Source organism: Dyella sedimenti, assembly GCF_022760995.1.
Lineage (GTDB): Bacteria > Pseudomonadota > Gammaproteobacteria > Xanthomonadales > Rhodanobacteraceae > Dyella > Dyella sedimenti.
Genome location: NZ_JAKWJO010000001.1, coordinates 226,064 through 246,998, shown reverse-complemented (window position 1 = coordinate 246,998; position 20,935 = coordinate 226,064). Strand labels below are relative to the sequence as shown.

The window sequence follows — 20,935 nt, the reverse complement described above, 5'->3', positions numbered from 1 at the left end:
CTCATCCGTGCAGTGTAGTGGTCACTCGTAGCGCAACGCGATGGCCGGGTCGATGCGCAGCGCGCGGTACAACGGCACCAGCGCGGCCAGCACGGACACGCCGATGACCAGCAGCAGCACCGGCACGAATACCACCGGATCATAAGCGCGCGTGCGCAAGCCCGGATCGGCCAGCACGTGCGACCACGGCAAGGCGAAGCCCAGGCCGATCAGCAGGCCGAAGCCCAACTGCCGGAACAACGGGCGGCCCGCATCGCGCAGGATCGCCCGATGGCCCGCACCGATCGCGCGGCGGATGCCGATCTCGCGCGTGCGCTGGGTCAGCGAGAACGCCAGCACGCCATACAGGCCGGCCGCCGCCAGCAGCAGCGCGATCGCGCCCAGCGCGGCGAACACATCGGTCATCACCACCAGCTTCACCCGCGCCGTGGCCATCACCTCCGCCTGGCTGCGCACCTCGTAGGCGGCCACTTGCGGGTCGACCGCGCGCACCGCCTCGGTCAGGCGCCGCGTGAAGCCACTGGCATCGGCATGCGTGCGTACCGCGATCCCCATGGCCCACAGCGGCGACTGCTTCGCCGCCTGGGGCAGCGGCATCAGCAGGCCGGGCAACGGTTTCTCCATGGCGCCATCCAGCAGCAGCGGCTCGATCACGCCGATCACCGTCACCGTGCGCGCCCAGGACTTGCCGGGGTACAGCACCAGCGACTGGTTCAGGGCATCGCCATGCGGCCACAGGGCGTCGGCCAACTTGGCGTCGATCACCACCACCGCCTGGCTGTCGGCGCGATCACGCGCATCGAAGAACCGGCCCTCGCGCAGGCGCACGCCGTAGGTGTCGAGGAAATGCGCATCGACGATGCCCATCTGCACCCTCGGCCAGCCATCCCCCGGCTGCGGCTGGCCGGGCCGCGAGACATCCTCATGGCTGCCCAGCACCGCGCTGGGGATGGTGTTGGACGCGGTCGCGGCGACCACCTCGGGATCGCCGCGCAGGCGATCGGCGAGCGTCTCGAAGAAATGGATGCGCTGCGCATCCTCGGCGTAGGACGAACGCGGCAACGCCAGGCGGGCGGTCAATACCTGCGTGGCGTGGGTCGCCCCGACCGACCGTTGCGCCAGCAAGTCGCCCAGCGCGCGCACGAACATGCCGGCGCCGACCAGCAGCACCACCGTGAGCGCGACCTGTGCCACCACCAGGGCCTTGGCCGCCCTGCCGAAGTCGCTGCCCGACCCCCTGCTGCCATCGCGCAACGCGTCCTGCAGGTCGGTGCGCGAGGCCCGCCACGCCGGCATCAGCCCGGACACCACGGTGCTGAGCACGGCCACGCCGAACGCGAAAGGCAGCACCCAGCCGCTGGCGTCGAAGCGATAGAACACGTTCGGCGGGTCGCCGGCGGCGACGAACGTATCGACCAGCCAGCGGTTTCCCCCGCGCATGATCGGCCAGGCCAGGGCCATCGACGCCACGCTGAGCAGCAGGCTCTCGATCATGGCGCCGGCCATCAGGCGCGCCCGGCCGCTGCCCAGCGCGCTGCGCAAGGCCAGCTCGCGGCGGCGATGCAAGGTCTGCACCAGTTGCAGGTTGGCCACGTTAACGCAGGCCAGCAGCAGCACCAGGCCGGTGGCGCCGAGCATCAGCCATACCCAGGCGCGCTCGTCCTCGGGCACGAAGCTCAAGGCCAGCGGCTTGAGGGTCAGCGCGCGCATGCGCCACTCCGGCGGCAGGACGCGCTTCAACTCGTCCGCGCTCGCCGCCAGCGCCGCTCGCGCCTGCGAAGGATTGCTCGATGGCGCCAGCCTGGCCACGCCCGAGAGGGAGTGGTGCTTGCCGCTGTCCAGGCGCAGCGGCAGCCACAGCGAACTGCACTGGGGAAAGCCGAAGCTGGCGGGCAGCACGCCGACCACGGTGGCCCATTCGCCGTTGACCCGCACATGGCGGCCCAGGACATGCGGATCGGCCTGGAAATCGCGCCGCCACAGGGTTTCACCGAGCAGCACCACCAGCGTGGCACCCGGCCGGTCATCGGCATCGGTCAGGCCACGCCCCAGGATCGGCCTCACGCCCAGCAGGTCCATCATCGAGGCGGTAAGCAAGGTGCCGTTCTGGTAGCTCGCCCCCTGTCCCTGGTCGAGGTTGGCGTTGATGTCCACATACGCGCCGAATGCCTCCACGCCACGCAGGTGGCCTTGCAGCAGCAGGTACTGGTCGCTGTCGATGTCGCCGATGCCGTAGCCGTTGTCGGGCGTCTCGCCCACCGCCACCAGGCGCTCGGCATGCGGGAACGGCAAGGGCTGCAGGATCATCGTGTTGACCATGCTGAAAAGGAACAGCACCACGCCCAGCCCGACGCCCAGCACTGTCATCGACAACAGCGCGTAACCCGGCCGCTTGCGCAGCCGCCGCCATGCTTCGCGAAACTCGCGCAAGATCATCCTCATTCTCCCCGTAGTGCGCGCATCGGCTGCACGCGGCCGGCGCGCATCGCCGGCAAAAGACAGGCCAGCAGTCCGGCTGCCGCCAACACCACGCATACCCCGGCCACCGCCATCGGATCGAACGTGCCGGCGCGCCCGAGCAGCAACATCAGCAGCGCGGACAACGCACGCGACACGCCCAGGGCGGCGCCGACACCGAGCGTCAGCCCTATCGCGATCTGGACGAGGCCGCCACGCAGCACCAGCCGCGCCAGCCGCGACGGCCGTGCACCCAGTGCGGCGCGCACGCCGAACTCGCGTTCGCGCGCCGCCACCGCCACGGCCATCACGGCATACAAGCCTGCTGCCGCCAGCAGCAGGGCCAGCGCGGCGAACAGCCCGATCAGCCACAGGCTGAGCCGCGCGGTCGCGGTGGTCTCGCGCACGATGCCGCGCATCGGACGCACGTTCGCGATCGGCTGCTCGGGCGCGATCTCGGCGATGGCCGCGCGCACGCCGGCGCGCCAGTCATCCGCATTACCATGGCCGCGCAGTGCGAAGCGCAGCGGTTCCATGTCGCGGAAGATCGCCATATCCCCGTCGGGCATCTGCGCCAATGGCAGGTACAGCACCGGCTGCCTCGGCTGCAGCGGACCCAGCTGCCAGGTGTTGCCCACCACGCCGACGATGCGCACGTATCCCACCGTGTCGCCCGCGCCCTGTATCTCGATCGTCTTGCCCAATGCATGGGCGCCATATCTGTCGGCCAGGTCCTGGCTGACGATGGCCACCCGCTCGCCGCCATGCGTGTCGCCCAGGGTGAAACCACGCCCCTCGCGCAGGGGGATGGCGAACAGCCTGAAGAAGTCCGGGCCGATGCCATGGTATTGCGCCATGAACTCGTCGCCGTCCGGCGTGTGCATGGAGGTCTGCAACTGACCCAGGGTGCCGTCGCTGGTGGGCAGGTTGGTGGTCACCGTGGCATCGGTGATGCCGGGTATGCCGCGCAGCCGTTCCACCAATCGATGCGACAGCGCCTCTATCGAGGCGGTATCCGGGTAATGGGCCTTTACCGGTGCCAGCTCGAAGGTGAGGATACGGTCGTCGACGAAGCCCAGGCGCAGCCGCGAAGCATCGTAGAGGGCATGCATGAACAGGCCGGCCGCGCACAGCAGCATGGCCGCCAGGGTGATCTGCGCCACCACCAGCATGTTTCCGAGGCGCCCGGTCTCCACGCCGATGCCGCTGCGCCCGCCTTCACGCAACTCGCCCACCGTAGTCGTGCCGCGGCTGCGCCACAGGGCCAGCACCGCCGCCAACAGGGCGCCCAACAAACCCACGCCGAAGGCGAGCAGCCAGGATCCCGCGCCGACATGCATGCGGCCGCTCCACAGCCATTCGGCGGGAATGAAGTTCTGCAGCCAGGCCAGGCCCGCCGTCGCCAGCGCCATGCCCAGCAGCGCGCCGCCGCCGCCGATCAACAGGCCCTCGCCCAGCGCCGGCAGCATCAGCCGCAGCACCGGCGCGCCGAGTGCGCTGCGCACGGCGGCATCGTGATTACGCGACAAGGCCCGCAGCAACATCAGGTTGGCCAGGTTGACCAGCGCGATCAGCAGCACCAGCACGGCGCTGAACAGGAACAGCAGCAGCATGGGGCGGGCATCCTGCTGCATGGCCGCCGCCAGGTTCTCGGCGCCAAAGCGGGGGCGCTTCCAGTTGCCGCCCATGCCCATGTCCCGGAACATCGTGCGCTCATGCGCATCGACCTGCGCCGATACCGCCGCCATCCCGGCGCCGGCGGCCAGGCGCGCGATCGCCATGTGACCGTTGTGGCTGTAGTCCCGGCTCGCCGCTGGCAACGCCATCGGCAACATCACGTCGCCCTTGCCCAGCACCGTGTTGAAGCCCGCCGGCAGCACACCGACGATGGTGCGTGCCACGCCCTCGACCTGCAGGATGCGACCGATTGCGCCGGGATCGCCGTGGTAGCCGCGTTGCCAGAAACCATGGCCGAGGATCACCGCAAGCGGCCCGCCCGGACGGTCCTCCTGCGCGTTGAAGTTCCGTCCCAGCACGGGTTGCAGGTCCAGCGTAGGCAACAGGTGCCGGTCGATATAGATCGCCGGCACCTGTTCCGGCATGCCGGCACCGGCGACGTTCACCACCAGGCCGGGGCGCTCCAACCCCAGCGAGGACACGCCCTGGAGCGGCCCCAGGTACTGGTACTCGTGCGGGGAGATGCCACCCACCTGGCCGTTGTCGCGCAGGAATCCCAGCACCGCCAGCCGCGAGGCCTGCGGCACCGGCAGCGGCCGCAGCAAGGTGTTCCCGATCAGCGCGAACACCGCCGCGCTGGCGCCGATGCCCAGCGCCAGCACGCCGGTGGCCAGCAGCAGGAAACCGGGCCGGCGCAGCATGGCGCGCCAGGCCCACCCTACCTCGCTTAGCCAGACGCTCACGCACCGGCCTCCACGCGGCGGCCGATCAGCGCGTCCAGCCGACGCTCGTCCTCGTGGCGCAACCGATCGAAGGTTTCCTCGTCCACCACGCGGCCGTCGAACAGGCGCACCTTGCGCTGCGCCAGCTCGGCGTAGCGCGGGTCGTGGGTGACCATGCACAGGGTGGCGCCGCCGCGATGCAGTTCTTCCAGCAGGGCCATCACCGCCTCGCCGTTGCGCGAGTCGAGGTTGCCGGTGGGCTCGTCCGCCAGCAGGATCGCCGGCCGCCCCACCAGCGCGCGGGCCACCGCCACGCGCTGCTGCTGGCCGCCGGAAAGCTGCGCGGGATAGTGGCGCATGCGATGCGCCATGCCCACGCGTTCCAGCGATTCGAGCACGCGCTCGCGGCGCTCGGCGGCGCCGATGCCGCCGCGGTAGGTCAGCGGCAGCTCGACGTTCTCCTGCACGGTGAGGTCGCCGATCAGGTTGAAGGCCTGGAAAATGAAGCCGATCTCTGCATTGCGGATGCGCGCCCGCTGCGCCGCGCCCAGCCCGGCGACGTCGTGCCCGTTGAGCACGTAGCGGCCGGCGCTGGCGGTATCGAGCAAGCCCAGGATGGACAGCAAGGTGGTCTTGCCGCAGCCGGACGGCCCGGAGATGGACACGTACTCGCCCCGCGCGATGCTCAAGTGCACCTCGCTCAGCGCGTGGGTCTCCACCTCGTCGGTCTGGAACACCTTGCGGATGCCGGTGAGCGCGATCACGTCGTTCGTTGTTGCCACGTCGAAACTCCCTTGAAGGTCACCGCACCCGGATGCGGTCGTATTTATCCCATGCCGAGGTATCGGACAGGATCACCTGGTCGCCTGGCGCGAGCCCGCGCAGGACCTGTATGCGGTCGACCGACGCCACGCCCATCTGCACCGGCACGCGCACGGCCACGCCGCTGGCAGGGTCGAGCCGGAACAGCGACATCGCGCTGTCGCCCTGCGCCTGTACCGGCCGGCCCACCGACAGGGCATCGTCGAGACGGGCCAGCAGGATGCGCCCGTCCACCGAGAGATCGGGTCGCGCGCCCGCCGGCAACGCGCCCTGCAGGCCCACGTCGACCTGCACGCTGCCCTCGCGCACCGCCGGATCGATGCGCTCGACGCGGCCGGCGATCACGCCGTTGTGCGTATCCACACTGACCGGCATGCCAATCGCCACGTCCTTGGCCTGCACCTCCGGCACGCGCAGGCGCGCCAGCAGTTGCTCGGGCTTGGCCACGCGGGCGAGGTTGGCGCCCTCGGCCACCTGCGCGCCTTCCTGCACCGCCACTTCCTGCAACACGCCGGCCACGCCCGCGCGCACTTGCAGGTTGTCGGCCTGGCGCTGGCGCAATGCCAGGTTGCTGCGCTGCTGCTGCAGGCGGGCCTCCACCACGGCCTGCTGCGCCTGCATGCTGGTCTCGAAGGCGGCCACGCGCTGCTGGTTGACCTGCACCCGGTACTTGAGCTGCTTGAGCGCGATCTGGCTCTGCTCGTACAGCACGTGCGGGATCAGGTGCTGCGCATCCGCCTTGCCGTCGGCCACCGCCTTGACCTCGGCGGCGGCATAGTCGGCCTGGGCCTGGGCCAGTTGCGCCTCCAGGTCCAGCCGTTGCGAGGCAAGCTCGGCGCGCTTGGCGCGCACGTCGGCTTCGGCTGCCGCCACCTGCGCCTGCGCGTTGCGCAACGCGTCCTCCACGCTGGGATTGGCCAGCTCCATCAGCACGGTATCGGGCCGTACCTGCGTGCCGGGCCAGGCCAGGATGCGCTCGACCTGCGCTACCGTGCCGGCCGCCAGCCAGCGGATTTCGCGCGGGGCCAGCACGCCGGTGGCGCGCACCTCGCGCAGCATCGGGCCGCGTTGCACGGTATCGATCCACACGCCGCCACGATCGACCTCGGGCAAGGCGGGTCCCATGCGCGCCAGCGCCAGCGCGGCCAGCGAAACGGCGGCGGCGGTGCCGCCGGCCAGCCACCAGCGGCGACGGCGGCGGCGTAGCTTGAATTGGGGATTGGCGATATCCATGCGATGGCTATCGCAAACCGCATGCCAACCGGACGCGCGGGGGGCAAGACGTGTGGAATCAGTCGTTTGGCGAGGCCGGTCCGCCGAAGCGCACGCGTGCGTGCGTCCATCCGCGGACGCCGCCGTCCGGAAATGGACGGCGGCGGCGGCGGTTCAACCGGTGTTCTGCAATCCCTGCGAGACGCCGTTGACACAGGCCACCAGGGCGGCGAGCAGCGCGTCGTCGCTTTCGCCGCCTTCGCGCCAGCGCTTGAGCAGGTCCACCTGCAGCAGGCTCATCGGATCGATGTAGGGATTGCGCAGGTCGATCGACACCGCCAGGCGAGGCTGGTCCTGCAGCAGGCTGTCGGCGCGCTTGAGCCGCAGCAGCCAGTGGTGCGTGCGTTCGAACTCCTCGCGGATCAGGCCGAAGAACGGTTCGTGCAGCGGCCCGGCCAGCCGGGAGAACGCCTCGGCGATGCCCAGGTCGCACTTGGCCAGCACCATCGACACATCGTCGATCACATTGGCAAAGAACGGCCAGTCGCTGGCCATCTCGGCCATCGCCGCCTCGCCATACTCACGTGCGCCGAACGCCAGCGCGCTGCCCAGGCCGTACCAGCCGGGCAGGATCGAGCGGCTCTGCGTCCAGGCAAACACCCAGGGAATCGCGCGCAGGTCCTGCACACCGCGCATGCTGCGCCGGCGCGAGGGGCGCGAGCCCAGCGTCATGCGCTCGATCACGTCGATCGGCGTGGCCGCGCGGAAATAGTCCACGAAGCCCTCGCGCTCGACGAAGGCGCGGTAGTGCTGGCGGCTGTGCGCCGCGAGCCGGCCCATGCATTCGCGCCACGCCTCCTCGCGCGGCTCATGCGTGCGCGGACGCAAGGTGGCGCGCAGCACGGCACCCACGGTCTGCTCCAGGTTGCGCAGAGCCAGCGCGCGGATGCCGTACTTGCGATGGATCACCTCGCCCTGCTCGGTAATACGCAGCACGCCCGCCACCGAGCCGCGCGGCGAGGACATCAGCGCCGGCGCGATGCGCGCGCCGCCACGGCTGGCCGAGCCGCCGCGGCCATGGAAGAAGGAAAGGCGCACGCCGAACTCGGCCGCCACGTCCAGCAGCTCCACCTGGGCGCGCTGCAGGCCCCAGCGCGAGGCCAGCGTGCCGCCGTCCTTGCCGCTGTCCGAATAGCCCAGCATCACCCACTGGCGGCCGCCACGCGTGGCCAGATGCTCACGGTAGACCGGGTCCTCCAGCAGCGCACGCAAGGTGTCCGGCGCATGGGCCAGGTCGTCCACCGTCTCGAACAGCGGCGCAACATGCAGCGGTACGCGCCCGTCCCGCACCAGCCCGCCATGGCGCGCCAGCGCCAGCACGGCCAGCACGTCGGCGGCCGAGCGCGCCATGCTGATGATGTACAGGCCGATCGCCTCGGCGCCATAGCGCTCGCGCGAGGCATGCAAGGTGGCGAACACGTCGCGCAGCGCCGTGGCCGCCGCCGCCTCGCTGCCCTCCAAGGCAGCCTCGCCACCCGCATACGGACGAAGGCGGACAGCCTTGTCGGCCGCATCGCGGTCAGGCCACCCGGCATCGCGGAGCAGCAGCGCCAGCGCGTCGTCGTGCACGCGCGAATCCTGCCGCACGTCCAGCCGCGCCAAATGGAAGCCGAAGGTACGCACGCGCCAGATCAATCGCCTGACCGCATAGGCGCCGGCATGCAGGCCATGGTGGTCGATCAGGCTGTGGACGATCAAACGCAGGTCGTCAAGCAGGGCCTCGGCCGAGGCATAGGCCTCCGGATGATTATCGTCGTGGGTCGCTTCCAGGCGCGCACCGATGATGGTCAGCAAGCTGCGGTAAGGCATGTCCGCGTGGCGCGGGCGGATCTTGGCGGCGGCCCCGGGGAAACGCACGCGGTAGTCGGACAGGCGTTGCGCCAGCGCACTGTCGACGGCCACGCGGTCCTCGGTCTGGCTGAGCAGGCGGGCCAGGTTGGCGACATCCTCGATGTAGTGCTCCAGCACGTGCGCGCGTTGCGTGGCCAGGCTGTTGGCGATGGTCGCGGCGCCTACGTTGGGGTTGCCGTCCATGTCGCCGCCCACCCAGGTGGCGAAGCCCAGCAGGCGCGGCAGCGGCACCGCCACGCCGTAGACCGTCTGCAGCGCATCGGCCAGCGATTCGTACAGCGCCGGCACGATGCGGTAGATCGGGTTGGCCAGGTAGAAACCCACGTGGTGGTGCTCGTCCTGCACGCTGGGGCTGATCGGCGAGGCTTCCGCCGTCTGCCAGCCGGCGCTGAGCGCCATCAGGATGCGGTCGTCGTCCTCCTTGCGCTCCTGCGGCGTGCGCGTGGGGTCGAAGTTGTCGACCAGGGCGCGCACGATGGACTGTTCCTTCTCCAGCAGCGAGCGCCGCACCGCCTCGGTGGGATGCGCGGTGAAAACCGGTTCCACCTGTAACCGTTCCAGCCATTCGAGCAGCTCGCCGGCCTCCACACCCTGCGCCTTCAGGCGCAGCAAGGCATCGAGCAGCGACTCGGGCTGCGGCGCCCCACCCTCGCGCTGGTAGTCGCGGCGGCGGCGGATACGATGCACGCGCTCGGCGGTGTTCACCGCCTGGAAATAGCTGGCGAAGGCCCGTGCCAGCGATTCGGCGTGGTAGGTATCCAGCCCCGTCAGCAGTCCGGCCAGCACGTCCAGCGAGGCGTTCTCCTGGCGCCGCTCGATCGCCGCCAGGCGGATGCGTTCGACCTCGTCGAGGAACCCGGGCGACAGCTGCTCGGCCAGCATGTTGCCGACCAGGGTGCCCAGGCGGCGGACGTCTTCGCGCAAGGGGGCGTCGTGCGGGGCGAACTCCGGACTGCGGTGCTGGTTCATCAATGCCACGTTTCGGATGTCTGGACGTCCAAGACTACCCGAAGCCGCGGCATTTTGTGCATCGCCGCAAGATCGCGGCGACGGCGTCACCGCCTGCCGTCATCCCGGTGTCGGCCGGATATGACGGCGGCTCCTGGATTCAATGCGCTCCCGCCGCCGCGCCTGCCTCCGTCCGCGGCGGCTTCAGGTAGGTTGCCAGCCAGTCGTTCATCTCGGCCAGCATCTGCATGATCGATTCGCGCGCCCGGTAGGCGTGCGCCTCGTTCGGCAGCATCACCAGCCGCGCGGTGCCGCCCAGGCCCTTGATGGCCGCGTACAGGCGCTCACTCTGGATCGGGAAGGTACCGGAGTTATTGTCCTGCTCGCCGTGGATCATCAACAGCGCGTCCTTGATGTGGTCGGCATAGTCGAATGGCGACATCGCCAGGTACACGTCCTGCGCCTGCCAGAAATTGCGCTCCTCCGACTGGAAGCCGAACGGCGTCAGCGTGCGGTTGTAGGCGCCGCTGCGCGCGATGCCCGCCTTGAACAGGCGGGTATGGGCCAGCAGGTTGGCGGTCATGAAGGCGCCGTAGGAATGCCCGCCCACCGCGATGCGGTCGCGGTCGGCCACGCCGCGGCGCACCACTTCGTCCACCGCCGCCTCGGCGCTGGCCACCAGCTGCGGGATATAGGTGTCGTTGGGCTCCTTGCTGCCCTCGCCCACGATCGGCACCGAAAAGTTGTCCAGCACGGTATAGCCCATGGCCAGGAAGGCCTGCGGCCCCCAGTAGCCGATGCGGTTGAAGCGGTACGGCGAATCCTTGACCTGGCTGGCGGCGTCGGCCGATTTGAATTCGGTGGGATAGGCCCACATCAGCATCGGGCGCGGGCCGTCCTTCTTCGGGTCGTAGTCCGGCGGCAGGTACAGGGTGGCGGTCAGTTCCACGCCGTCCTTGCGCCGGTAACGGATCTGCTCTTTCTTCACGCCCTTGAGCTGCGGCAGCGGATCGGGGAAGCGGGTCAGGGCACGCAGCTTGCCGTGCGTGCCCAGATCATCCACGTAGTAGTTGGTCGGCTCGGTCGGCGACTCGCGCGAGATCAGCGCGCGCTTGCCCTCGTTGTCCAGCAGCACCTGCGGCGCCTCGTAGTACGGCGCCTGCGAATGGAACAGGCGCGTGGTCTGCCCGGTGGCGAGGTTGACCCTGTCGATGAAGGGACGATCGCCCTCCGGCGAGGCACCTTCGCCCAGGCGGTAGATGCTCTGGCCGTCGGCGGCAAGCAGCAGCCGCACCTCGCCATGCTCGTCCGGCGCGGTGGCCGGTGTACCCGGCGCCTTGTAGCGGTCCTCGGACGACCCGTCGTGGACCAGTGCCGGCGCCTGGTCCGGATGGTCGGGCGCCACGCGCCACTCCTTCACCTGGCGCGTCTTCCACCAGTACTCCCGCACCAGCGCCAGTTCGCCGGTGCCCCAGTCGATGCCGGCATAACGGCTGCCCAGCCGCGCCAGCGTCACCGGCGCTTGCCCGAACGGCGCGGCCTGCATGAGCACGAGGTCGCGCACGGACGCCTGCCGTGCCGGATCGCCGCCATCTTGCGCCTCGGCCCAGACCAAGGTGGCGGGCGCGTCGGCACGCCATTCGATATCGCGCACACCGGTCGGTACCGCATCGTTGCCGGTGGGCAAGCCCTCGACCAGTGGCAGACGGGCGATCTCCTTCACCTGCCTGCCGTCGCGGTCCAGTACCTCGATGCGGCGCGGGAAGCTGCCTACCGGCACCAGATAGGAGAACGGCCGTTCCACCCGTTCGCGCAGCAGGTACCGGCCGTCCGGCGACGGGCTGACCGACAGCGTGAGATCGGGTTCGCCCAGCGGCGTGGCCTTGCCGTCCAGGTCCACCAGCGCCGTCTGCGAACGCAGGTAGTACTCGAACAGGCGGGCATCGCCCTCGTCGCGCAGCAGGTCCTGGTAGGTGCGGATCGCCTTCACGCCATGGCCGGCCTGGGTCTGCTGGACATTCGGCCCGGTGGGAATACCGCTGGCCACGGGCGCCTCGCCCTGCCCTTCGGGCTGCAACTGCACCAGCAATTGCCGGCTGTCCGGCATCCAGCGGTAGCCGCGCCCCGCCACCGTGTTCAACGGCAGCGCGGTCAGTCGCCGCGCCGTGCACGAGGCTATGTCCACCACCCACAATTCGTTGCGCCCTTGCGTGACATCGACCTGGTTGAAGGCGAGATAGCGCTGGTCCGGCGACCAGCTGGAACTGGCGATGGACAAGGGCGACGGCAGGCCTTTCAGGCGAATCTCCTTGCCGCTGGCAACCTCCATCAGCCACAGGTCACTGCCGAAGGAAAAGCGGCTTTGCGCGTGAACGCTCGGATGGATGCGCAGCCCCGCCAGCTTCAACTCCGGCTGCGCGACCACGTGGATGCCCGGCAGCGCCGGCGTCTGGATCAGGGCCAGCAGGTCGCGATGCGGGCTGATCGACAGCTGCGGTGGCCGTGGCGCGTCCACCACCGCCTGCAGCGGCTTGGGCGGGAGCCTGTAGCCCCGGGCAGCGGGAGCGGATGCCGCGGCGGGCGCCAGCTGCGCCTGGACCGCCAGCGGCGGCATGGCGAGCCACAGGACAATGAGGACAAGGCGTCGAAACGGGAGCTTCATGGGTCGCAGGCACCGTGGTCGCATGAATTTACGACCATACCCGCACGGCGGGCCGGCGGCCTGCGCCATCAGTCATGGATGGAATCGCTTACCGGGGGGAACCTATCCCAGGCAACACCGGCGGCGCCTGCCGCTATAATCGCGAATCCCGTCGAGGGGCGCTGCGACCGGCCGTGCATCATCCGCACCATCCGGCCAGGCTCGGCGGCCTTTCCCGCAAAACGGCGCCCGGTCAACGATGCGGCCCCACGGCCGCAACACCCGGAGCCAAGCCATGAACGCAGTCACCAAAGATCCCGCCCAACAGGACTACAAGGTCCGCGACATCTCCCTCGCCGACCTCGGCCGCCGCCGCATCCGCATGGCGGAAGAGGAAATGCCCGGCCTGATGCAGATCCGCGCCCGCTACGCCAAGGAGAAGCCGCTCAAGGGCGTGCGCCTGTCGGGCTCCCTGCATTGCACCAAGGAAACCGCCGTGCTGGCCGAGACCCTGCGCGAGCTGGGCGCCTCGGTGCGCTGGGCCTCGTGCAACATCTTCTCCACCCAGGACGACGTGGCCGCCGCGCTGGCCGCCGGCGGCCTGCCGGTGTTCGCCTGGAAGGGCGAGACGCTGGAGGAATACTGGCAGTGCACGCTGGACATGCTCACCCATCCGGGCGAGCTGGGCCCGCAGCTGATCGTGGACGATGGCGGCGACGCCACCCTGTTCATCCACAAGGGCGTGGAACTGGAGGAAGGCAGCGACTGGGTCAACACCCCGAGCGGCAACCATGAGGAACAGGTCATCAAGGACCTGGTCAAGCGCACCGCCGCCGAGCGCCCGGGCTGGTTCAAGAAGGTCGCCGCCGACTGGAAGGGTGTCTCCGAGGAAACCACCACCGGCGTGCACCGCCTCTACCAGCTGGCCGAGAGCGGCAAGCTGCTGGTGCCGGCGATCAACGTCAACGATTCGGTCACCAAGTCGAAGTTCGACAACCTCTACGGCTGCCGCGAGTCGCTGGCCGACGGCATCAAGCGCGCCACCGACCTGATGGTGGCCGGCAAGGTCGCCGTGGTGTGCGGCTACGGCGACGTGGGCAAGGGCTGCGCGCACTCGCTCAAGGGCTTCGGCGCCCGCGTGATCGTCACCGAGATCGATCCGATCAACGCCCTGCAGGCCGCGATGGAAGGCTTCCAGGTCACCACCGTGGAAGAGACCCTGGGGCTGGGCGACATCTACGTCACCACCACCGGCAACAAGGACATCATCACGCTCGAGCACATGGCGGCGATGAAGAACAATGCCCTGGTGTGCAACATCGGCCACTTCGACAACGAGATCCAGATGGATCGCCTCAACGCGGCCGAGGGCGTGACCCGCGAAACCATCAAGCCGCAGGTGGACCGCTATACCTTCTCCAAGACGGGCCGCAGCATCTACATGCTCGCCGAGGGGCGCCTGGTCAACCTGGGCTGCGCCCATGGCCACCCGAGCTTCGTGATGTCCAACAGCTTCTCCAACCAGACGCTGGCCCAGCTCGACCTGTGGGCGAACAAGGACTTCTACGACAAGAAGGTCTACCGCCTGCCCAAGAAGCTGGACGAGGAAGTGGCCCGCCTGCACCTGGAGCAGATCGGCGTGAAGCTGACCCGCCTCACCCCCGAACAGGCCGCCTACATCGGCGTGCCGGTCGACGGCCCGTACAAGCCGGAGCACTACCGCTACTGAGCCTGGCCAACCGGCCAGTGCAAAGGGCCGCCCCAGGGCGGCCCTTTTTCATCATGCTGGCTCACCGTGGGAGCGCACCCTGTGCGCGACTATCTCTCCCGCCCTATCGCATCCCGGGATCGCATCCCAGCATTCCCAGCACGCCATGCAGGGCCGGCACATGCATCAGCCAGGGCGCCGACAGGGTCAGCACGCCCGCGCACAACACGAACAAGGCCGTACCGCGTCGCGGCCCCGGTTGCTGCAGCCAGCGGCCCACGCGCGCCCCCGACCAGGTCAGGGGCAGCATCACCGGCAAGGTGCCCAGCCCGAACGCCGCCATGATGAGGCCGCCGTCGAGCGCATTCGCCGACAGCCAGGCGGCGGCCAGCACGGTGGTGCTCAAGCCGCACGGCAACCATCCCCACAGCATGCCCGCGGCCAGCCGGCGCCTCATCGTGTTGGCCGGCAACAGGCGCCGGTGCAAGGGCTGCAGCCATGTCCATAGCTTCGCGCCCGGGCGCGCCAGGAAGCCGAGCCGGCCGCGCCGGTCCAGCAGGCGCAGCGCCATCATCACCAGCACCAGTCCCACCGCCATGCGCATGGCGACCGCCAGCCCATCGAGTTCGAACAGCCGCAGCACGCCATCGCCCAGCCCGCCCACCACCGCGCCCGCCAGCACATAGCCGGCTACGCGCCCGAGATTGAGCTGCAGGGCACCACCTCGTCCCATCCGGGTGGACCACGATGAAAACCCGGTGGCAATACCGCCGCACATCGCCGCGCAGTGCACGCCGCCCAGCAACCCGGTCAGGAACACCGCGGACAGCGCCAGCCCGTTAACCATGGCGCGGCTCCTCGCCCGTGGCCGCGGGCGGCGCATCGTCGCTGAGGATGTCCAGCGCCGGCGTGTCCATGTCGTCGAACTGTCCCTTGCGCACGGCCCATACGAACGCGCCGATGGCCACCGCCAGCAGCATCAAGCTCAACGGAACGAGCATCAGCAGGATGATCATGGCGACGCCACCTTGGAGGTCCGCCGCATCAAGCGCAGCGCATTGGTGGTGACGATCAGCGAGGACGCCGCCATACCCAGCGCCGCGAGCGAGGGCGTGGCTTGCCCCAGGATCGCCAACGGCAGGGCCAGCAGGTTGTAGCCGACGGCCCAGGCGAAGTTCTGCTGGATGATGCGCCGTGTCCGGCGCGCCAGCCGGACCGCCGCGGGAAGGCGCAGCAGCGACGGCGCGGTGAGCACCATGTCGGCGGCCCGCTGCGCCAGCGGAGCGCCCTCGCCCATGGCCAGGGAGACGTCCGCGCCCGCCAGTACCGGCGCGTCGTTCAGCCCATCGCCCACCATCGCCACGATGCGGCCCTGATCCTGCAGGCCGCGCACCAGGGCCAGCTTGTCCTCCGAAGTCTGCCGGGCATGCGCCTCGCCAATATCCAGCTGGTTCATCAGGCGCTGCACGGCCTCCATCGCGTCGCCGCTGGCCAGGTGGATCCGCAGGCCGAGCCGGCGCAGCGATTCCACCGCGGCGTGCGCATCCGGGCGCAGCGTCTCGCGCAAGACGAAGCGCGCGGCGGCATGTTCACCGTCGCCCAGCCACAACTGCCCGTCGTCTTCCCGCTGGGCCACGAATGGTGCGTGCCCGAGGCGCCAGATCCGGCCCTCGACTTGTCCGCTCAAGCCGCGGCCGCCATGCACGCGGACGTCGGTCGCCTCGATCCCTGCCTCCTTCAGCGCGAAGGCCGCGGCGATCGGATGCCGGCTGTCCCTCTCCAGGGCGGAGGCAATCGCCCTTGCCCGTTCCGGCGTCATGTCGCCGAACACCTGCACGCCGGCAAGCTCTGGCTGTACCCGGGTCAGGGTGCCGGTCTTGTCAAAGACGATGTCCGTTGCCCGCGCCAGGCTGTCGAGCCCTTCCGCGCGCAACGGCAGCACACCCAGCCGCGCCAGGGCGCCATGGGAGGCCGCCAGGGCGGCGGGCACCGCCAGCGAGAGCGCGCACGGGCAACTGATCACCAGCAATGACAGCATGACCTCGAAAGCGCGTGCCGGCTCATGGATGCGCCACCCGATATAGACCGCCACCGCCGCTACCAGCAGGGACGCCACGAACCAGCTGCCGATACGGTCGGCCATGCGCGCCAGCGGCGGCCGGTGCGCCTGTGCCTGCTCCACCAGGCGCGTCAGCTGCGACAGGCGCGTGGCGCTGCCCACCTGGGTGATTTCGATGCGTGCCGGCATTTCCCGGCACAGCGTGCCGGCATAGACCGCCGCTCCCTGCGTCTTGCCCACGGGATACGATTCGCCGGTGAGCAGGGCCTCCTCGAACATGGCCTGCGCATCCAGCAATACGCCGTCCGCCGGCACCGCCTCGCCGATCGCCACGCAGGCCACGTCGCCGACCCGCAGCGCCGTCAGCGGCACCGACTCGCGACTGCCGTCGCCCCGCTCGCGCACCGCCAGCGTCGGCCGTGCCCGCGCCAGGGTATCGACCTGCGAGCTGGCGATGCGACGCACCCGCTGTTCCAGCATCCTCGCACCCAGCAGCAGGAAGACGAACATCGCCGCGGCGTCGAACCACACGTGGGGCCCACCCCGCATCGTCTCCACCGCACTGGCGAGATAGGCCAGCAGCGTGGAGCTCGCCACCAGCGTATCCATGCCCAGGTGCCGCTGCCGTACCTCGCGCCAGCAGCCGGCGAGGAAAGGCCAGCCGGCATAGAACACCACCGGCGTGCATACCAGCAAGGTGACCCAGCGGAAGAAGTCGCGCGTCGCCCAGGCCATGTGGTGGTGGAAGTCCAGGTAGAGGGCTTCGGAGAACATCATGGTCTGCATGGCGCCCAGCCCCGCGACGCCCAGACGCAGCAGCCAGCGCCGGTGTTCCATCACCCGCTCGCGCTCGCGCGCGGCGCCTGCCGCCAGGTAAGGCCGGTAGCCCAGCATGGCCAGTTGCCCAAGCACCTCCGACAAACGCACCGTGGCGGGGTCCCAGCCGATGCGGATCCGCCCCGTCACCGCGTTGGCGGTCACGTCGAACACGCCCGGCACCCGTTGCAGGGCCCGATCGATCAGCCAGGCACAGGCCGCACAGCGCATGCCATCGGTCAGCAGCGTCATCTCAAGCCCACCGGCAACCGGCAAGGCATGCTCCCTCAGGAGATCGTCGCGATCCCAGCCGCCGAAATCGGCCTGCCCAACCTCCACCCGCGAACCACTGGCGCTGCGCAGCCGATAATAGTCGCCCAGATCCGAGGCACGGATCCATTGTGCAGCCGCCACGCATCCCTGGCAGCAGAATCCCTGGCCAACGCCGTCGATGACCATCACCACGGGGGCGTCGGGCAAGGACTCCCCGCAGTGATAGCAGGCATGCAGAGCGGCCTGTCCCGCGAGGTCGACGGCGCGATCCATGGCTACGGCATCAGTCGGATGGAGCGCGCGTTCGCCGTCCAGTGTCCATGCAGCAGCCAGGCCGCGCCCTCGGGAGCCAGTTGCACCGTCCATTCATGTTGGCCGTCCACCGGCCCCACCCCGCGCCAGCCAAGCTCGCTGGGACTGAGCTGGTAGGTACGCGCGCCCACTGCAGGGTCGGAAGAGGTAAGCGTCAAGGTCAGCTTGCCGCCCCGGGGGAAGTCGCCGTCCATGGGTACGGCCTCGATCATGTCACCCTTGCTGCGCAACACCAGGCCTTCCGTCTCGATATCGGCCGCCGCCGCGTTGGGCCTGGCCGTCACCAGCAGTTTGCCCACATGGGTGGCATGGCTGGTCATGTCCATGTCCTCCCTGCCCGGGCGCACCGCCGCGAACAACAGGGCGAAGCCTATGAACACCGACGCCAAGGGCAAGCCCACCAGCATCCAGACCATGGGTTCCCGCCAGGTGCTTCGTGTCTCGTTCATGGCATCGGTCCAAAGAAACTGCTCTTGACGTCGATGGCGGCGTCCACGTCGACGCCGCGCACGCTGAATTTCACGTCGTGCCGCCCGGTCACCTCGGGCGATGCGCTCACGGTGATCGGCACCGACAACACCTCGCCGCTATCCGCCTGCACGGTGCGGGGACCATTGCGCAGGCTGGTACCCGGCATGTCGGGCGCAATCACGTCGATGACGAAATGGTGGACCTGCTGGTCCTTGTTCACCAGCTTGAGGGTGTAGCTGTTCTCGATGCGGCCATCCGTATCCTGGCTGTACATCGCGTTGCGGTCGCGCAGCACCTCGGCGATCAGCGGACTGCGATGGGTCACCCCGTACATCCAGCCGCCGACCAGAACCAGCAGCAGGCAGCCGTAGATGACGATGCGCGGGCGCAACACCCTCGTCGCCTTGCCGTCGATCTGGTTCTGCGTGGCATAGCGGATCAGCCCCTGGGGATAGCCGAGCTTGTCCATCACTCCATTGCAGGCGTCGATGCAGGCGCCGCAGGCGATGCACTCGTACTGCAAGCCATTGCGGATATCGATGCCGGTGGGACAGACCTGCACGCAGATGGTGCAATCGATACAGTCGCCGAGCTGCTCGGGCAGGAACCGCGGCAGCGGCTCGGCGACGATGCCCGTGCCAGCCAAGGCTATGGTGCCGCCCGCCTGGGCCCGGTTGTCCGCCGCCGAGGGATGACGGCTGGCGCGGAACACGTAGTCGTAGGCGGCAAGCTTGTCGAGCAGGCCGCGCGTGCGCGCCAGCACGCTGGCCAATCCACGCTTGCGCGCGCCGCGTGGCTCGCCGCGCATGGGGTCGTAGGCGATGATCAGCGTGTTGCGGTCGAACATCGCACTCTGGAACCGCGCATACGGGCACATGTACTTGCACACCTGCTGGCGCAGGAAACCCGCGTTGCCCCAGGTGGCGAAGCCATAGAAAAGGATCCAGAACGTCTCCCAGCCACCCCAGTCGAACGGCGTCCGCCCGGCCAGGTCGGCGATTGGGCTGAAGAATCCGACGAAGGTGAAGCCGGTCCAAAGGGCGAACAGCGCCCAGAGCAGGTGCCGCGATCCCTTGCGCAGGATCTTCTCGCGGGTCCAGGGGCCGGCATCGAGCTTCATCCGCTTGTTGCGGTCGCCCTCGCACCAGCGCTCGATCCATAGCGACACTTCCGTCCATACCGTCTGGGGACAGGCGTAGCCGCAGAACAGGCGCCCCGCCAGGGCAGTGAAGAAGAACAGCGCCAGCGCAGCGATGATCAGCAAGGTCGACAGAAACAGGAAATCCTGCGGCAGGAACATCCAGCCGAAGACATGGAACTTGCGCGCCGGCAGGTCCAGCAACACGGCCTGCCTGCCGTTCCAGTGCAGCCAAGGGAACACGTAGAACATGCCGAGCAGCCAGATCACCGCCGCGACGCGGAACCGGTTGAAACGGCCCGATACCTCGCGCGGATAGACCTTGCGTTCGCTGACGTAGTACGAACTGCTGTCATCCTCGACGACATGCAGTGGAATGGGACGACTCATGGCGCTTTGCTGGTGAGTGAGGAACCGCACCTGGCAGACCTGCCAGGCCGCAGCAGGATCCAGGTAAACAGGCTGGACGACAGCGTCGCCAGCCAGATCAGGAAGAAACCCAGGGAATAGCCAAGCTCGCGGCCCAGCTTCAAGGAGGGAAAGGTGATGTCACGCAAGGCCACGGGATCGACGTAGGCGAAGAACACCATCGTGACGACGCCCGCGACGAAAAAACTGGGCCAGAGAATGGCGCCGGCGCACTGCAGCCATGCAGGCGCCGGCTTCTGTTCGGGAGGTTTGATGGCCCGGGCGGCCATTATTCGGCCACTACCGCGCCAGCCGGCGGCGGCTCCTTGTGCGGCGATAGCGTCCACACGTAGGCACCCACCAGCCTCGTACGGGTATCGCCCAGGATGGTCTTCCAGGCAGGCATCGTGCCTTGGCGCCCTTCGTTCAGCGTCTTGTGCAGCGATGCCAGGCTGCTGCCGTACAGCCAGTAGCTGTCGGTGAGATCCGGCGCACCCACTACTTGGTTACCCTTGCCCTGCGGGCCATGGCAAGCCACGCAGATACCCGCGAACAGCTTCTCGCCGCGCTCGACGGCATCCGCCGGCTGGCCAGGACGCGACAGTGACAGCACATAGGCAATGGTATCGTCCACCGCCGTCGCCCCGCCCTGCGCCGTCAGGGTGCTGGCCCAGGCCGGCATCGCCGCCTGCCGCCCTTCCTGGATCGTCTCCAGGATGCGGTTCGGCGTGCCGCCCCAATGCCAGACGTCGTCAGTCAGGTCGGGGAAGCCGATCGCGCCATGTCCACCGGAGCCATGGCAGGCCGCGCAGCGATTGATGAAGATCGCGCGTCCGATCGATACCGCATTCGGATCCTTGGCGAGCACATCGATGGACTTGCCCGCATAGAGCTTGAGCGTATCGTCCAGGCGCGCCTCCTCGGCGGCATTGTCGATGGCCCACTCGGACTTCGAGCTCCAATGCCCGAAGCCCTTGAGGTTGCCCACGCCATACCAGATGAGGTAACCCACCGAGAACACGATGGTGATGTAGAACAAGTTGATCCACCAGCGCGGCAGGGGCTTGTTGTATTCGGTGAGGTTGCCGTCCCAGACATGCCCGGTCTCGTCCGGCTTGGGGTCGTTCGGGCTGCGCTTGGTGTTTCCCTTGAGCAGCCACAGGCAGCCCAGCAGGTTGAGCACCACCAAGGCAACTACGTACCACGTCCATGCGGAAGTCATGCCGTCTCCTCCTTATCATCGTCCAGCGGCATCTGCGCGGCGGCATCCATGGCGGGCTTGTGCGACGGCAGCCAAAGCCAGATGCAGCCTCCGACAAAAAGCAGCAGCAATGCAGCGGTAATCAGGCCTGGCAACATG

General features: G+C 68.8%; 15 protein-coding genes and 1 riboswitch. Of the genes, 1 reads left to right on the top strand and 14 read right to left on the bottom strand.

The annotated features are described in order from the left end of the window. Positions 1-21: 21 nt before the first annotated feature. From MJ605_RS01140 to MJ605_RS01115, 6 genes are all read right to left on the bottom strand, one after another. A complete protein-coding gene (locus tag MJ605_RS01140; protein ID WP_243039019.1) occupies positions 22-2,436 on the bottom strand; it encodes an ADOP family duplicated permease in 2,415 nt (804 codons plus the stop codon). 2 nt (positions 2,437-2,438) lie between these two features. Continuing rightward, positions 2,439-4,877 (bottom strand): ADOP family duplicated permease, encoded by a 2,439-nt coding sequence (locus MJ605_RS01135; protein ID WP_243039018.1) that lies wholly within the window; start codon positions 4,875-4,877, stop codon positions 2,439-2,441. Next, on the bottom strand, positions 4,874-5,638 hold the full coding sequence (locus tag MJ605_RS01130) for an ABC transporter ATP-binding protein (protein ID WP_243039017.1): 765 nt from the start codon (positions 5,636-5,638) through the stop codon (positions 4,874-4,876). Before MJ605_RS01130 ends, MJ605_RS01135 begins: the two co-directional genes overlap by 4 nt. Positions 5,639-5,657: 19 nt before the next feature. Then, entirely contained in the window at positions 5,658-6,911 is a 1,254-nt protein-coding gene (locus MJ605_RS01125) for an efflux RND transporter periplasmic adaptor subunit (protein ID WP_243039016.1), read from the bottom strand. Between the two features lie 153 nt (positions 6,912-7,064). Continuing rightward, positions 7,065-9,770, bottom strand: coding sequence for a phosphoenolpyruvate carboxylase (gene ppc, locus MJ605_RS01120; protein ID WP_243039015.1), 2,706 nt, complete (start codon positions 9,768-9,770; stop codon positions 7,065-7,067). A 139-nt stretch (positions 9,771-9,909) separates the two neighbouring features. Then, positions 9,910-12,411 (bottom strand): S9 family peptidase, encoded by a 2,502-nt coding sequence (locus MJ605_RS01115; RefSeq protein ID WP_243039014.1) that lies wholly within the window; start codon positions 12,409-12,411, stop codon positions 9,910-9,912. 147 nt (positions 12,412-12,558) lie between these two features. After that, positions 12,559-12,648, top strand: a riboswitch (S-adenosyl-L-homocysteine riboswitch). Positions 12,649-12,685: 37 nt separating this feature from the next. On the opposite strand from MJ605_RS01115, the gene ahcY reads away from it, so the two are divergent. Next, positions 12,686-14,119, top strand: a complete 1,434-nt coding sequence (gene ahcY / locus MJ605_RS01110) for an adenosylhomocysteinase (protein WP_243039013.1) — start codon at positions 12,686-12,688, stop codon at positions 14,117-14,119. Positions 14,120-14,222: 103 nt separating this feature from the next. Here ahcY and MJ605_RS01105 read toward each other — a convergent pair whose 3' ends face one another. From MJ605_RS01105 to MJ605_RS01070, 8 genes are read right to left on the bottom strand one after another with little or no spacing between them, the layout of a single operon-like run. Further along, positions 14,223-14,945, bottom strand: coding sequence for a sulfite exporter TauE/SafE family protein (locus tag MJ605_RS01105; RefSeq protein ID WP_243039012.1), 723 nt, complete (start codon positions 14,943-14,945; stop codon positions 14,223-14,225). Next, positions 14,938-15,114, bottom strand: a complete 177-nt coding sequence (gene ccoS, locus MJ605_RS01100; RefSeq protein WP_243039011.1) for a cbb3-type cytochrome oxidase assembly protein CcoS — start codon at positions 15,112-15,114, stop codon at positions 14,938-14,940. The genes MJ605_RS01105 and ccoS overlap by 8 nt, the downstream gene beginning before the upstream one ends. Then, positions 15,111-17,519 (bottom strand): heavy metal translocating P-type ATPase, encoded by a 2,409-nt coding sequence (locus MJ605_RS01095; RefSeq protein ID WP_279237354.1) that lies wholly within the window; start codon positions 17,517-17,519, stop codon positions 15,111-15,113. The genes ccoS and MJ605_RS01095 overlap by 4 nt, the downstream gene beginning before the upstream one ends. Before the next feature lie 2 nt (positions 17,520-17,521). Then, entirely contained in the window at positions 17,522-18,007 is a 486-nt protein-coding gene (locus MJ605_RS01090; RefSeq protein WP_243039009.1) for a hypothetical protein, read from the bottom strand. Then, a complete protein-coding gene (locus tag MJ605_RS01085; RefSeq protein WP_243039008.1) occupies positions 18,004-19,557 on the bottom strand; it encodes a 4Fe-4S dicluster domain-containing protein in 1,554 nt (517 codons plus the stop codon). Before MJ605_RS01085 ends, MJ605_RS01090 begins: the two co-directional genes overlap by 4 nt. Then, positions 19,554-19,865: a hypothetical protein gene (locus MJ605_RS01080; RefSeq protein WP_243039007.1), complete on the bottom strand. Its 312-nt coding sequence runs from the start codon at positions 19,863-19,865 to the stop codon at positions 19,554-19,556. Before MJ605_RS01080 ends, MJ605_RS01085 begins: the two co-directional genes overlap by 4 nt. Beyond that, complete coding sequence (ccoP, locus tag MJ605_RS01075; RefSeq protein WP_243039006.1) at positions 19,865-20,797, bottom strand: cytochrome-c oxidase, cbb3-type subunit III; 933 nt, start codon at positions 20,795-20,797, stop codon at positions 19,865-19,867. The genes MJ605_RS01080 and ccoP overlap by 1 nt, the downstream gene beginning before the upstream one ends. After that, positions 20,794-20,934, bottom strand: a complete 141-nt coding sequence (locus MJ605_RS01070) for a cbb3-type cytochrome oxidase subunit 3 (RefSeq protein WP_243039005.1) — start codon at positions 20,932-20,934, stop codon at positions 20,794-20,796. Before MJ605_RS01070 ends, ccoP begins: the two co-directional genes overlap by 4 nt. Position 20,935: the final 1 nt, after the last annotated feature.